Below are 14,076 nucleotides of genomic sequence, written 5' to 3' on the forward strand. Positions count from 1 at the left end.
CTGCAGCCATCATTTAATCCATCCGATTTTAAAAGCCATGACGCCTCCTTCACACCGACCGGCCTTCCTATGGCCGCTCCTGTTCTGCATCCCGCTCTGGGCAGCCGCCGCCCCGCCCGATGCCGTGCCGCACGATGACAATCCGCCGTGGCCGCAGCCGCCGCAGCCCATCCGGTCGGCCGACACAGCCGCCCCCAAAGCGCCCCAAACCGAGGCACCGCCGTCCAAGCACCTGACTGAAGCCGACTTGCGCGCCAACCCCGACCTGACCGAACAGCTCATCAACCAGGCCATCCTCCACCGCCAGTGGGATTTGTTGGCCGACCTGCTGGCCGTGTATCAGACCATGCCGAACCACGACGGCGTGCTATACGACTACGGCAGCGGCGCACTGCTGCGTGGTCAAGGGCGGCTCGAACAAGCCGTGGCGCGCTATGCCGCCATCCTGCGGCAACGGCCGGAATTGTCCTACGTTCGTTTCGACTACATGGCGATGCTGTTCGAAAACCACCAATACCGCCAAGCCGAGCATCAGGCAGCACAGTTGGAACAATCCAACCTGCTGCCCGAAGCCAAACAACTGGTTGCACAATATCGGCAGTCCATGCGGCAGCGCCAAGCCTGGCAGGCCGACGCCTCCCTGCAATACGAACAAAACGACAACGTCAACAACGCCTCCTCCGCCCGAGAACTGCGCCTCGGCTCCCGCGTGTGGCTGCGCGACGAAGCTTCACTGCCACAGAAAGCCACCGGCCTACGCTACAATGTCACGTTCGACCGCGCCGTCAACATCGGCGGCAACCACTTCTTCACCGCCGGCGCCGGCTTCGACGGCGTGTTTTACTGGGATCGGCGCGAATACAACGAAGAAACCCTGCGCTGGCAGCCCGGCTACCGCTTCCGCAACATCCGCAGCAGCTGGCAGCTGCAACCCTATGTGGAATACGGCTGGTTTTCAGGTAGCCCCTACAGCCGCCAATACGGCATACAGGGGCAATACAGCCGCCAGCTCGGCTCCCGATGGCAGCTCAACCTGTCTGCCGCCCACAGCCGGCGGCACTATCGCGATCCGCAAATCGCGCAGCGATACGACGGCCCGCAAACCCAGCTGGCTGCCACCGCCGCCTGGATGCCCGCAGCCAACAGCCTGTTCTATGGCGGTCTCGATTGGTGGCAGCAGCAAACCCAAGACGAATCCGAAGCCTCCATCCGGCGCGGCATTCGCTTCGGTCTGGTGAAAGAATGGCCGAAGCTCGGCCTGCGCGCCGATCTCCGCCTGGGCCGGCGGCAGTTCCGCCAAACCCATTTCTTCTTCCCCGTGGTACGTGCCGACCGAGAAACCCAGTTCAACCTGTCGCTGTGGCACCCCAAACTGCAATGGCACGGCCTGATGCCGCGCCTGAGCTACCGCTACCTGAACATCAACAGCAACATCCCCGAGCTCTACCAACGACGCAGCCGCCAATGGTTTGTCGAAGTGGAGCGGCGGTTCTGAGCCTCCGTGCCTCCTGCAGTCGGCCGGAGCCCTGGCGAAACGTACCCGATTCCCGCCCAACCCCTCTAAACCCGAGACAGGATCCATCCATAACAAAGGCTACCTGAAAACCAAATTTCAGGTAGCCTTAATCTTTAATCTGGCCGCCAGCGTTCAAGCGCGCGGTTTATCCAGCCCGTACACCTGCACCAGCGCCTCGGTGAGATGCGCCGTTTGCCCGTCCACTTTCGAAAGCGCGCGGGTGGGCGCGTGCAACAGCTTATTGGTGAGCTGCACGGAAAGCCTGGCCAGCGCCTCTTCCGGCGGCACGCCCTTGGCCAGCAGCTTCAGCGTGTTGTCCAACACCTGCTGCCGCGCCCGCTCGCCCTCGTCGCGCAGCGAACGGATCAGCGGCACGCTCTGGCGGCGGCGCTGCCAATCCATAAACTCCTCCACCTTGCTCGCCACCATCTGCTCGGCTTCCGCCGCCGCCTGCTGTCGCGCCGCCAGGCCGCTGTTCACCACCTGCATCATGTCGTCCACGGTGTAGAGGTAGGCATCGCCCAGCTCGGCCACTTCCGCCTCAATGTCGCGCGGCACGGCCAAATCCAGCAGGAACACCGGCTGGCGGCGGCGTTCGCGCAGCGCCCGCTCCACCATGCCCTTGCCGATAATCGGCAGCTGGCTGGCGGTGGACGACACGATCACGTCGAACTCGTGCAGCCGCTGCGGCAAATCGCTCAACAGGCAGGGCGCGGCCGGCACGGCCAGCTTGGTGCACAACTCCTGTGCGCGCGGCAGCGTGCGGTTTGCCACCGTGATGCCGCGCGGCGACTTGGCGGCAAAATGCGTGGCCACCAATTCAATCATCTCGCCCGCGCCCACAAACAGGATGTTCAATTCGCCGATGTCGGGGAAAATCTGGCCGGCCATCTTCACGCTGGCCGCCGCCATGCTCACCGAATTAGCGCCCACCGCCGTGCTGGTGCGCACTTCCTTGGCGATGGCGAAGGTTTTCTGAAACAACGCGTGCAGGTTGGAAGAAACGGTTTGCTGCTCCTGCGCCACCCGCACCGCATTTTTGATTTGGCCGAGAATCTGCGGCTCGCCCAGCACCATGCTGTCGAGCCCGCAAGACACGCGGAAGGCGTGGCGCACCGCTTCAGCGGTTTGATAGCGGTAGAGGTAGGGCTCCAGCGCGCTGCCGGGAATCTTGCGGTAGTCGGCCAGCCAGCGCACAATACCGTCCGGCTCGCCCACGCAGTATAATTCGGTGCGGTTGCAGGTGGACAATATCACAGCTTCTTCGGCCGTGCGGCTGCCCACCAGCGCGCGCAAGGCGTCCGGCAACATGGCGGCGGCAAAAGCCAAACGCTCGCGTATGCTCAATGGAGCGGTTTGGTGGTTTAAGCCGATGGCGGTGAGCTGCATGGCGGAAGTTCCCGAAAAATTTCCAAAACCGAAAGCGCGCATTATAGACAATCCGCGCCGGAAAAGAAATATTATTGAACAACTTCAAGATGATAAAACCTATCAATTAAACCGTCCGAGAGAAAGGAGAAACCCCCGAATGGATCTGCACGACATCCGCGAAGACTACAGCAAGCAGGAATTATCCGAAGCCGAATGCGCCGCCGCACCGCTGCCGCAATTTGAAAAATGGCTCGGCGAAGCCATGCGCTCCGCCGCCAAAGAGCCCACCGCCATGAGCGTGGCCACCGTGGGCGAAGACGGCCGGCCAAGCAGCCGCATCCTGCTTTTGAAAGAAGTGAACGAACAGGGTTTCGTGTTTTTTTCCAACTACAAAAGCCGTAAAGGCCGCGCCCTGACCGCCCACCCCTTTGCCGCGCTTACCTTCTTCTGGCCGGAACTGGAGCGGCAGGTGCGCGCCGAAGGGCGGGTGGAAAAGCTGGACGGAAAGGCTTCCGACGAATACTTTGCCAGCCGCCCCTACACCAGCCGCCTGGGCGCGTGGGCGAGCGAGCAGAGCAGCGTGATTGCCGGCAAAAGCATCATCGTGGCGCGCGCGGCGGCCGAAGCCATCAAACACCCGCTGCATGTGCCGCGCCCGCCGCATTGGGGCGGCTTCCTGCTGATTCCCGACCGCGTGGAATTCTGGCAGGGCCGCCCCAGCCGCCTGCACGACCGTATCCAATACCGTTTGGAAAACGGCGAGTGGATTAAGGAGCGGCTGGCACCGTAGGTTTGGTTGTTAAACAACAAAAGGCTACCTGAAAACAAACAGACATTTTTCAGGTAGCCTTTTTATTGCCGGCAAACTTCGCTAATCGATGAACTGGCGCAGCATGCTGGTGGCCAAGTGGCTGAATTGGCGGTATTTGTCGGTTTTTTCGATTTTTTCTTTATCGAGCCCGATCTCGATGATGACGCCGGCTTTGTTGCCGTAGAGCACGGTGTTTTCGATTTTGTAGGCGCTGTGGGTTTTGCCGGCGCTCTCTTCGGTGGGCACAATGAAGGCTTGCAGCATTTCGCCGCTGGCCAGATTTTGCAGGATCAGGCTTTTTTTCACGTTTTCCGCCAAATCGCCGCTCACGTATTGGAAGGGGTTGGTGGCCACGTCGGTTACGCCGCAATAGCTGTAGATATAGACTTTGTGTTCGATTTTGGGGTTGTTGAGCAGATAGAGTTTGAGCAGGAGCTGGCGCAGGTCGGTCATGATGTTTCCCTTGGGTTTCCCGCTATTGGCTGCGGTTGGCGCCATTATAGCCAATCTGCCGGATAAGCTCTATGCAGGGAGGAAGGCTACCTGAAAAACGAAAACCTTTGCCACTGCGGAACGGGCAAAGGTTTTTAACTTGGCGGAAATTTTTCAGGTAGCCATCAATCAGGCTTGGCGGATGGGGATGACTTTGGGGCTTTGGCTGCGGCGTTTTTTGCCGCCTTCGCCGTAGTTTTCCACAACATAGTTCTCCACAATCTGCAAAAACTCGGCCGCCATGTTGTCGCCCTTGAGCGTGACCTTGCGCTCGCCGTCCACATACACGGGTGCAATCGGCGTTTCGCCGGTGCCAGGCAGGCTGATGCCGATGTCGGCCAGCTTGCTCTCGCCAGGGCCGTTTACCACGCAGCCCATCACGGCCACGTTCAGGCTTTCCACGCCGGGGTATCGGTCTTTCCACACAGGCATCTGGCGGCGCAGGTGTTGTTGGATGTCGCGCGCCAGCTCTTGGAAAACGGTGCTGGTGGTGCGGCCGCAGCCGGGGCAGGCGGTAACCATCGGGGTGAAGGAGCGCAAGCCCATGGTTTGCAAAATTTCTTGTGCCACAATCACTTCCTGCGTGCGTGAGCTGCCCGGCTCGGGGGTGAGCGAGATGCGGATGGTGTCGCCGATGCCTTCTTGCAAGAGCACGGCCAGCGCGGCGGTGGAAGCCACAATGCCTTTGCTGCCCATGCCAGCCTCGGTGAGCCCGAGGTGCAGCGGATAGGCGCAGCGGCTGCCCAAATCACGATACACCTGAATCAAATCCTGCACGGCGCTCACTTTGCAGGAAAGGATGATTTGGTTTTCAGGTAGCCCCAATTCCACGGCTTTTTGCGCGGATTCGAGCGCGGAGAGCACCAGCGCTTCCTTCATCACGGCTTCGGGCGGCAGCGGCTCGGAGCGGCTGCGGTTGGCGTCCATCAGGCGTTTGGCCAGGCTTTGGTCGAGGCTGCCCCAGTTCACGCCGATGCGCACGGCTTTGCCGTTTTCGGCGGCGGTGCGGATTAAAAAGGCGAATTTCTCGTCACCCTTGGCACCCTTGCCCACGTTGCCGGGGTTGATGCGGTATTTGGCCAAGGCTTTGCCGCATTCTGGAAACTCAGCCAGCAGGCGCTCACCGTTGAAGTGGAAATCGCCAATTAAGGGCGTGGCGCAGCCCATGTCGTCGAGCCGGCTGCGGATTTCGGCCACTTTGGCGGCGGCCTGCGGGTTGTTCACGGTAATCCGCACCATTTCCGAGCCAGCTTCGCTCAGCTCTTTCACCTGCAGGGCGGTGGCTTCGGCATCGGCGGTGTCGGTATTGGTCATCGACTGCACCACCACCGGCGAATCGGAACCGACGGCGATGTGGCCGATTTTCACCTGGTGTGTGCGCCGCCGGGGAGGAAGGGTTGTGTTCATAAACAGGCTGTTGTTATTGTGCGGCATCGTCCTGACCGCCGGCGGTGAAGGCGGCGGTTTTGCGGTCAACCATGTGGTCGGCCACGTTGATGTCGCGGCCGCTGTAGCTGGCCAGGCTGTTTTTAGCAAAGCCGATGCGCACGCGGTAGGGGCCGTTGCCGGAGAATCGGTGCTCACTGCCGGCCGGCACGATTTTGCTCACCAGCATCTGGCCGTCTTTATCGGTAACGGTGAGGAAGGAGCGGAAGCGCAGTTTGAGCACCAGCTCGCCGGCCGCCGATTGGATGCCGGCTTCGGCCGGTGCGGCAGCCGAAGCAGCGCCTTCCGCCGGCAAGGGCTGGCTACCTGAAATTTCAGGCGCGGAAGCCGCCGGGGCGGAAGCGTCCTGCAAAGGCAATACTTGTACGCTGCTGCCGTTTAAATTGGGCGGCAGCACTTGGTTTTCCGGAATACTGGTTTGCGCGTTTTGGCGTTCGTGTTCGGTTTTGGATTTGCCCTGCCACAAATACACGGCGCCCACAATCGCCACGGCGGCGGCCACGCCGAAAATCCAGCGCGGGAAGGGCTTGCGCAACGGCGTGTTGTGATAGGTCATTTTTGTTTCGCCGCCATCGGCTTTGGCTGAGCCGGCGCGCAAGGCGGGATCGGCGGTAACAAGCTGCTCCAGATAGTTGTTCAGCACCTCTTCGTCTAAATTCAGGTAGCGTCCGTAGCTGCGCAGGAAACCACGCACGAACACCGGCTCGGGCAGTTTGTCGAAATCGGCGTTTTCCAGCGCTTCCACCTGGCGGGCAGGCAGCTTCAGATGCTCGGATACATCGCCGATGGAAAGCTGCTGCTGCTCGCGGTTGTGGCGCAGCAGTCTGCCCAGTTCTTCGGCGGCGGCCAGTTGCGGGTTGGAGATTTCGGTCATTTGGGTCTTCCTGTGGTGATTTCTTCAAGTTCGGGCGAATACGGATAGTTGGTGCGCAGTTGCGCTTCGTATTCGTAGGCGGCTTGGGTTTGGCCGCGGGCGCGGGCGATTTTCCAGCCCAGCAGCAAATCGTCGGCACTGAGCCTGTCCACCTTGCTCTGATATTGGCGGAACTGACGGTCGGCCTCGCCCAAGTTGCCTTCCATCATGCGCACGCGCGCCATCTCTTTCTGCGAAGGGGCGAAGCTCGGATCGGCGGCCAGCGAGCGCTCCAGGTAAGAGGTGGCCAAATTGTATTGGCCGAGGCGGGCGCTGCAAATGCCTTTGTTCATATAGGCCACCTGCGGGCTGGGATAGGTGGGGTCGGCCAGGGCGCGGTCGAAATAGGTGAGCGATTCGTTCAGGCGGCCGCCGGCGTTGCACAGAAACCAACCGTAGTTGTTGTTGATTTCGGCGCTGTTGGGCTGAATGGCCAAGGCGCGCTGGAAGCTTTCCTGCGCTTTTTCCGGCACTTTCAGATACTGATAGATCTCGGCGCGCACCAGCCAGGCGTTGGCATTGCGCGGCTGCAGGCGCAGGGCTTCTTCAATCGCATCCACGGCGGCACGGTAATCGCGCGCGTTCATGTATTCAATGCCGAGCTGGATTTTGATGGCGGCGATTTCTTCCGGCCGGTTACGCACTTCTTTGCTGCCGGTGTGGATGGTGATGCCGCCGCAGCCGGCAAGCAGGGTGAGCGCTGTCAGGGAGGCAATTAAACTTTTTTTCATAATCATCAACCTTTCACAACTTGTAATTGCAGCCATTTCTGCTGGCGGCGGGTTTTGTCTTGCACCTGTCCGGCCAGCTGGCCGCAGGCGGCGTCGATGTCGTCGCCGCGCGTTTTGCGCACGGTGACCACCAGCCCGGCTTGGTAGAGGATGTCGCGGAACACGCGGATACTCTCGTTGCCGGAGCGGCGGTAGCCGGAGTGGGGGAAGGGGTTAAACGGGATCAGATTGAATTTGCAAGGCACATCCTTCACCAGCTCCACCAATTGGCGGGCGTGCTCGGGCTTATCGTTCACGCCGTCGAGCATCACGTATTCGAAGGTAACGAAATCGCGCGGCGCCTTGGCCAAGTAGCGCTGGCAAGCGGCCATCAGCTCTTTGAGCGGGTATTTTTTGTTGAGCGGCACGATTTCGTTGCGGATAGTATCGTTCGGCGCGTGCAGCGACACGGCCAACGCCACCGGCATGTCTTCCTTAAGCCGGTCCATCTGCGGCACCATGCCGGAGGTGGACACGGTAACGCGGCGGCGGCTCAAGGCATAGCCGTGGTCGTCCAGCATGATAGAGAGCGCGGTAACCACGTTGTCGTAGTTGGCCAGCGGCTCGCCCATGCCCATCATCACCACGTTGGAAATCACGCGTTCGTTTTTCGGGGTGGCACCCAATGCTTTGTTGGCCCACCATAACTGGCCGATGATTTCGGCGGTGCTGAGGTTCCGGTTGAAGCCTTGGCGGCCGGTGGAGCAGAAGGTGCACTCCAGCGCGCAGCCCACCTGTGAGGAGATGCACAGCGTGCCGCGCTCGGTTTCGGGGATAAACACGGTTTCCACACCGTTGCCGGTGCCCACGTCGAGCAGCCATTTGCGCGTGCCGTCGCGGCTTTCCTGCGCCGCCATCAGTGCGGGCACGCCCACTTCGGCGTGTTTGTTCAGCTTGGCGCGCAGGGATTTGGCCAGATCGGTCATTTCATCGAAATCGCCAGCGGCGCCCATGTGCATCCAGCGCATCACTTGGCGGGCGCGGAAGGGCTTTTCGCCCATTTGGGCGAAGTGGGCGGTGAGGCCGGCGAGGTCGTAGTTGAGGAGGTTGGTTTTCATACGGGGTGCGGCGGGCGGATGTTCCGTGGTCGTTTGTTTTTATGATTAGGGAAAGGCGCAAAGGCTACCTGAAAACCGAGTTTCAAAACATTTGAAACTTTCAGGTAGCCTGCAGCCCTGTCCGGCTTAACGCGGGCAGATTTCCTGTTCGTTAAAGAAATAGGCCACTTCGATGGCGGCGTTGGCCAGGCTGTCGGAGCCGTGCACGGCATTGGCGTCGATAGAGGAGGCGAAATCGGCACGGATGGTGCCGGGGGCGGCTTCTTTCGGATTGGTGGCGCCCATCAGCTCGCGGTTTTTGGCCACGGCGTTTTCGCCTTCCAACACTTGGATCATCACCGGCCCGCTGGTCATAAACTGCACCAGGTCGGCAAAAAACGGGCGCTCTTTATGCACGGCGTAGAAGCCTTCCGCCTCGGTGCGGGTGAGGTGCTTCATTTTGGCGGCGATGATTTTCAGGCCGTTGTTTTCAAAACGGCTGTAGATTTGGCCGATCACGTTTTTGGCAACGGCATCGGGTTTGATGATGGATAGGGTGCGTTCGACGGCCATCGGGTTCTCCAAAGTTCAAGGGCAGGTTGCGCAATCATTCATTTTTGAACCGGCAGCGCCCTGCAAGAAGCGGCGCGCCGGCCCAAGGGCTGCGGCTAGCGGGCGTCATTCTAGCAAGTTTTCAGCGGGATTGCTTGTTCGGATACGGATTTTTGCATTTGCCGCCCACATTTCCGGCTTTGCTGAAGCCGATGCTTCAGCTTCGCAGAAACTCGGCCTCGGCTATGCCAAGATATCGTTTTCAGCCAGTTTTTTCAGGTAGCCTAAACCCCATACAGCAGCTTCCACAGCATCTGGCTGCCGATGGCCACCATCAACAGCCCGAACGCCCGCCTCAGCCACGGCGGCGGCAGGCGGTGCGCCGCCTTCACCCCCAAAGGCGCGAACAGCACCGTGCACACCCCCAGCGCCGCCACGCACGGCAGATACCAAAAGCCCAGCGAGCCCGCCGGTAAGCCCGGCACGCTCCAGCCCGACACCAAATAGCCCGCCGCCCCCGCCGCCGCAATCGGCCAGGCCAGCACACTCGACGTGGCCACCGCCTGATGCACCGGCACGCGGCAATACATCATAAACGGCACGGAAAGCGAGCCGCCGCCGATGCCCACCCAGCTCGAAAGCAGCCCGAACAGCCCGCCCGCCCCCACCTGCACACGCGCATCCGGCAGCCTCGCCGCCGGCTGCGGATTGAGCTGGAACAGGTTTTTCGCCGCCACCAGATAGCAAAACACAACAAACAACACCTGCAAGCCGAAAGTGGGAATCCGGTTCGACACCAGCGAGCCCAGCAGGCTGCCCGCCACCAGCCCCGGCGCCATCCGCCGCACAAACTCCCAGCGCACCGCCCCCTTTTTCTGCTGCGCCAGCGCGCTGGAAAAGGTGGTGAACACCATCACCGCCATCGACGTGCCCACCGCCAGATGCTGGCTGTGCGCCCCGCCGATACCCTGCTTGCCCAGAAACCACAGCACAATCGGCACCGTTACCGCCCCGCCGCCGATGCCCAGCAGCCCCGCCAGAAAGCCCGCCGCCGCGCCCACCGCCAACAGCGGCAGCAGCACATCCATGCTCCACATTTCCATCTTCTCCATCTAAGCAAAAACCGCCGCCGGAAAGCAAATCGGCAGCGGCGCATTCATATTCAGATTTTCAGGCAGCCTCTCAGCCGCCCAAAGTTTTCAGGTAGCCTTCGACAAGCGCAACCCCTTACTTAGCTTCGCAGAAACTCACTTCGCTCGTTTTAGCTGCGCTGAAGCTGACGCTTTCAGGTAGCCTCTTGCCCGTCTTCCGGCTTCGCTTGCTGCTTCTGTTTGCAGCCGCGTTGCCAAAACCACAGCACATAGCCCGACAGGCTGTAGGTCAGAAACAGCAGGAACAGCACCAGCGACGGCTCCCACGTGATCACCAAAAAGCCGAGCACCGCCAAAATCAGCCCGAAAAACGGCACCTTGCGCCGCACATTGATTTCCTTGAAGCTCCAAAAACGGATCTGCACCACCATCGACAAGCCCGCAAACAGCGTGATGATCAAACACCACCAGCGCGCCAGCGGCAGGCCGCCCAAATTGTGATCCATCCACACCAGGCCGATCACCAGCGCCGCCGCCGTCGGGCTCGGGATGCCGATAAACCAACGCTTATCCACCTTGCCGATCAGCGTGTTGAACAAGGCCAGGCGCAAAGCCGCGCAGGCGCAGTAAATAAAGGCCACCGAATAGCCGATGCGCCCGAAATCGTTGAGCTGCCACTGATAGGCAATCAGCGCCGGCGCCACGCCGAAGCTCACCATATCGGCCAAGCTGTCGAGCTGCTCGCCAAACGCGCTCTGGCTGTTGGTCCAACGCGCCACGCGGCCGTCCATGCCGTCGAGCAGCATCGACACAAACACCGCCACCGCCGCTGCCTCATAGCGGCCGTGCATGGCTTGGGTGATGGCGAAAAAGGCGCAAAACAAGGCCGCCAGCGTGAAAGAATTGGGCAGCAGGTAAATGCTGTTTTGACGGAAGGCCTCGCGGCGGCTGGCAGGCTGTCCGGGGGTATCGAACGGGTTCATGGCAATCTCGCAAACTACGGTTTGAGCGGGCATTATATACCGCAACCGCCCGAGCACCGCAATCCGCCGCGCCATCCGCGCCAAACCGGGCCGGCCTTCATGCCGAAAACAAAGCCGCAGGCAAAGCGGCGAAGTGCGCTATAATCCGCCCTTGAGCAAACCATCGGGCTGGCCGGAAGCGGTTTCAGTTTTGGCTTTACAGAAACTCACTTCGGTCGTTTGAGCTGTGCTGAAGCTGACGCTTTCAGGTAGCCTTTTTCAGGTAGCCCTCCCCTAATACAACCCACGGGTTGCAGCGATTGATATGGCGCACACAACCCAACACTCAAGAAAGGCAAAAATAATGAGCTTGATCGAGCTGAAAGTACCCGACATCGGCGGCCACGAAAATGTGGACATCATCGCCGTGGAAATCAAAGCGGGCGACACCATCGCCGTGGAAGACACGCTGATTACGCTGGAAACCGACAAAGCCACCATGGACGTGCCGGCCGAAGCCGCAGGCGTGGTGAAGGAAGTGCGCGTGAAAGTGGGCGACAAAATCTCCGAAGGCGGCGTGATTGCCGTGATTGAAGCCGCCGGCGCGGCTGCCGCGGCCGAAGCGCCCAAAGCCGCTGCAGCCCCCGCGCAGGAAGCCCCGAAAGCCGCCGCGCCCGCCCCGCAGGCCGCCTCTTTCGGCGGAACGGCCGATGCCGAATACGACGTGGTCGTGCTGGGCGGCGGCCCGGGCGGATATTCCGCCGCCTTCGCTGCAGCCGACGAAGGCCTGAAAACCGCCATCATCGAGCAATACAAAACCTTGGGCGGCGTGTGCCTGAACGTGGGCTGCATCCCGTCCAAAGCCCTGCTGCACAACGCGGCGGTGATCGACGAAGTGAAACACCTGGCCGCCAACGGCATTAAATTTGCCGCGCCGGAAATCAATATCGACGAACTGCGCGCCTATAAGGAAAAAGTGGTCGGCCGCCTCACCGGCGGATTGTCCGGCATGGCCAAAGGCCGCAAAGTGGACGTGATTCAAGGCTACGGCAAATTCGTCGGCGCCAACCACATTGAAGTGGCGCTCACCGAATCGCCCCAATACGAGCAGGCCAGCGAAACCGGCGAGAAAAAAACCATCGCCTTCAAAAACTGCATCATCGCCGTGGGCAGCCGCGTTGTGAAACTGCCCTTCATCCCTGAAGACCCGCGCATTGTGGACAGCACCGGCGCGCTGGAACTGCGCCAAAACGGCGGCAGGCTACCTGAAAAAATGCTGGTGATCGGCGGCGGCATCATCGGTTTGGAAATGGGCACCGTGTACAGCACGCTGGGCGCGCGCCTGGACGTGGTGGAAATGATGGACGGCCTGATGCAGGGCGCCGACCGCGATTTGGTGAAAGTATGGCAGAAGATGAACGAACACCGCTTCGACAACATCATGACCAACACCAAAACCGTGGCCGTGGAAGCCAAACCGGACGGCATTTATGTGACCTTTGAAGGCGAAAAAGCGCCGAAAGAGCCGCAACGCTATGATTTGGTGCTGGTGGCCGCCGGCCGTGCGCCGAACGGCAAACTGTGCGACGCCGAGAAAGCCGGCGTGGCTGTAACCGAGCGCGGCTTCATCGAAGTCGATAAGCAAATGCGCACCAACGTGCCGCACATCTATGCCATCGGCGACGTGGTCGGCCAGCCCATGCTGGCGCACAAAGCCGTGCACGAAGGCCATGTGGCTGCCGAGAACTGCGCAGGGCACAAAGCCTACTTCGACGCGCGCGTGATCCCCGGCGTGGCCTACACCGACCCCGAAGTGGCTTGGGTGGGCGTGACCGAAGAAATCGCCAAGCGCGACGGCATCAAAATCACCAAAGCCGTATTCCCGTGGGCCGCATCAGGCCGCGCCATCGCCAACGGCCGCGACGAAGGCTTCACCAAGCTGATTTTCGATGCGGATAGCGGCCTGATTATCGGCGGCGCCATCGTCGGCACGCACGCGGGCGACATGATCGGCGAAATCTGCCTGGCCATCGAAATGGGCTGCGATGCCACCGACATCGGCAAAACCATCCACCCGCACCCAACCTTGGGCGAGAGCATCGGCATGGCGGCCGAAGTGGCCACGGGCACTTGCACCGACCTGCCGCCGCAGCGCAAGAAAAAATAATCATCTGATTGCTTAAGCCAAACAGGCTACCTGAAAAACCGTTCTGCATTTTTCAGGTAGCCTGTTTTTCTGTATCCTCATCCCGCCAACAACCCATCCAACCAATATGCCGCACACCGCCCCACTCCCGCCCCAACGCCATCCGGCCGCCGCCGGCCTGCGCTGGCTGAAACAAGCCTGCCGGCTGATGTGCCAGCGCCGGCTCGTGCCCTACCTCTTCGGCCTCACCCTGCTCCAAATCATCGGCACAGGTATCTACTGGACTGTCATAGAACACACCCCTTGGCAGGCATGGGGCCAGCAACACTGGTGGGCTTGGCGCACGCTGCACGACTTGGCCGATTCGCAAATTGGGCTGCTGCTGTCCTCCTTCGGCCTGTTTGCCGTGCACCAACAACAAACCGTCGGCCAAACCGATTGGCGCGCCATCCTGCCGCTGCTGTGCCGCCGCCTTCCCTCCTTGGCGGGCGTTTGGCTGCTGCTCTTCCTGCTTTTCTACATGGCCCTGCCAAACGGCTTATTCGCCTTCCTGAGCGAAATACGCAGCCTTTCCCCCTCCGGCCAGTTCACTGCCTATCTGCTCATCATGAACCTGTTGATGCCGTTGTGGTCGGCGGCCTTTTTCTTGGTGTCGCCGCTGATGCTTGCCGCCGTGCCGGCCAAACCGGCCATCCGCGCCAGCCTGCGTGCCGCCCGCGCAAACTGGCGGCCGATACTGATTGCCTTATCCCCATTCTGGTTGATCTCCATCTTCATGTGGTGGGCAGGCAGCGGGCTGTTTGCGTTCGACCCGGATTGGTATTTCCAGCTCGACTACATCCTGCTGCCCCTGCTCTTCGGCCCGCTCGATCCGGCGCTGTGCTACCTGATCTGCCGCGACATTTACCCCTCGCACACCGCAAACCAAGCAAACGGCTAATCCGGCAGGCCTTGAGTATTTTCAGGTAG

13 protein-coding genes are annotated in these 14,076 nt (G+C 60.8%); 4 read left to right on the top strand and 9 right to left on the bottom strand.

All coding sequences use genetic code 11. From position 1 onward, the window contains the following. Positions 1 to 37 precede the first annotated feature (37 nt). Positions 38 to 1,495: a surface lipoprotein assembly modifier gene (locus H9Q10_RS00070; protein ID WP_197902013.1), complete on the top strand. Its 1,458-nt coding sequence runs from the start codon at positions 38 to 40 to the stop codon at positions 1,493 to 1,495. 153 nt (positions 1,496 to 1,648) lie between these two features. On the opposite strand, the gene hemA is transcribed toward H9Q10_RS00070, so the two are convergent. After that, positions 1,649 to 2,905, bottom strand: a complete 1,257-nt coding sequence (gene hemA / locus H9Q10_RS00075) for a glutamyl-tRNA reductase (protein WP_197902014.1) — start codon at positions 2,903 to 2,905, stop codon at positions 1,649 to 1,651. A gap of 139 nt (positions 2,906 to 3,044) precedes the next feature. On the opposite strand from hemA, the gene pdxH reads away from it, so the two are divergent. Further along, positions 3,045 to 3,677, top strand: a complete 633-nt coding sequence (gene pdxH, locus H9Q10_RS00080) for a pyridoxamine 5'-phosphate oxidase (protein WP_197902015.1) — start codon at positions 3,045 to 3,047, stop codon at positions 3,675 to 3,677. Between the two features lie 81 nt (positions 3,678 to 3,758). Here pdxH and H9Q10_RS00085 read toward each other — a convergent pair whose 3' ends face one another. From H9Q10_RS00085 to pssA, 8 genes are all read right to left on the bottom strand, one after another. Continuing rightward, positions 3,759 to 4,151, bottom strand: a complete 393-nt coding sequence (locus H9Q10_RS00085) for a hypothetical protein (protein ID WP_238480098.1) — start codon at positions 4,149 to 4,151, stop codon at positions 3,759 to 3,761. Positions 4,152 to 4,319: 168 nt separating this feature from the next. After that, a complete protein-coding gene (gene ispG / locus H9Q10_RS00090; RefSeq protein WP_197902017.1) occupies positions 4,320 to 5,597 on the bottom strand; it encodes a flavodoxin-dependent (E)-4-hydroxy-3-methylbut-2-enyl-diphosphate synthase in 1,278 nt (425 codons plus the stop codon). Between the two features lie 13 nt (positions 5,598 to 5,610). Next, the gene (locus H9Q10_RS00095) at positions 5,611 to 6,510 is read right to left on the bottom strand and encodes a helix-turn-helix domain-containing protein (RefSeq protein ID WP_197902018.1); all 900 of its coding nucleotides are present in this window, start codon (positions 6,508 to 6,510) and stop codon (positions 5,611 to 5,613) included. After that, on the bottom strand, positions 6,507 to 7,280 hold the full coding sequence (pilW, locus tag H9Q10_RS00100) for a type IV pilus biogenesis/stability protein PilW (RefSeq protein WP_197902019.1): 774 nt from the start codon (positions 7,278 to 7,280) through the stop codon (positions 6,507 to 6,509). Before pilW ends, H9Q10_RS00095 begins: the two co-directional genes overlap by 4 nt. Positions 7,281 to 7,285: 5 nt before the next feature. Continuing rightward, positions 7,286 to 8,377, bottom strand: a complete 1,092-nt coding sequence (gene rlmN / locus H9Q10_RS00105) for a dual-specificity RNA methyltransferase RlmN (protein ID WP_197902020.1) — start codon at positions 8,375 to 8,377, stop codon at positions 7,286 to 7,288. Positions 8,378 to 8,503: 126 nt separating this feature from the next. Then, the gene (gene ndk / locus H9Q10_RS00110; protein WP_197902021.1) at positions 8,504 to 8,929 is read right to left on the bottom strand and encodes a nucleoside-diphosphate kinase; all 426 of its coding nucleotides are present in this window, start codon (positions 8,927 to 8,929) and stop codon (positions 8,504 to 8,506) included. A gap of 263 nt (positions 8,930 to 9,192) precedes the next feature. Then, positions 9,193 to 10,005: a sulfite exporter TauE/SafE family protein gene (locus tag H9Q10_RS00115; RefSeq protein ID WP_197902022.1), complete on the bottom strand. Its 813-nt coding sequence runs from the start codon at positions 10,003 to 10,005 to the stop codon at positions 9,193 to 9,195. Positions 10,006 to 10,193: 188 nt separating this feature from the next. Beyond that, positions 10,194 to 10,982, bottom strand: coding sequence for a CDP-diacylglycerol--serine O-phosphatidyltransferase (pssA, locus tag H9Q10_RS00120; RefSeq protein WP_197902023.1), 789 nt, complete (start codon positions 10,980 to 10,982; stop codon positions 10,194 to 10,196). A gap of 343 nt (positions 10,983 to 11,325) precedes the next feature. On the opposite strand from pssA, the gene lpdA reads away from it, so the two are divergent. Beyond that, on the top strand, positions 11,326 to 13,128 hold the full coding sequence (lpdA, locus tag H9Q10_RS00125) for a dihydrolipoyl dehydrogenase (protein WP_197902024.1): 1,803 nt from the start codon (positions 11,326 to 11,328) through the stop codon (positions 13,126 to 13,128). Between the two features lie 106 nt (positions 13,129 to 13,234). Next, positions 13,235 to 14,047: a DUF2189 domain-containing protein gene (locus H9Q10_RS00130; RefSeq protein WP_197902025.1), complete on the top strand. Its 813-nt coding sequence runs from the start codon at positions 13,235 to 13,237 to the stop codon at positions 14,045 to 14,047. Positions 14,048 to 14,076 lie beyond the last annotated feature (29 nt).

It is taken from the genome of Eikenella glucosivorans (assembly GCF_016025525.2).
Lineage (GTDB): Bacteria > Pseudomonadota > Gammaproteobacteria > Burkholderiales > Neisseriaceae > Eikenella > Eikenella glucosivorans.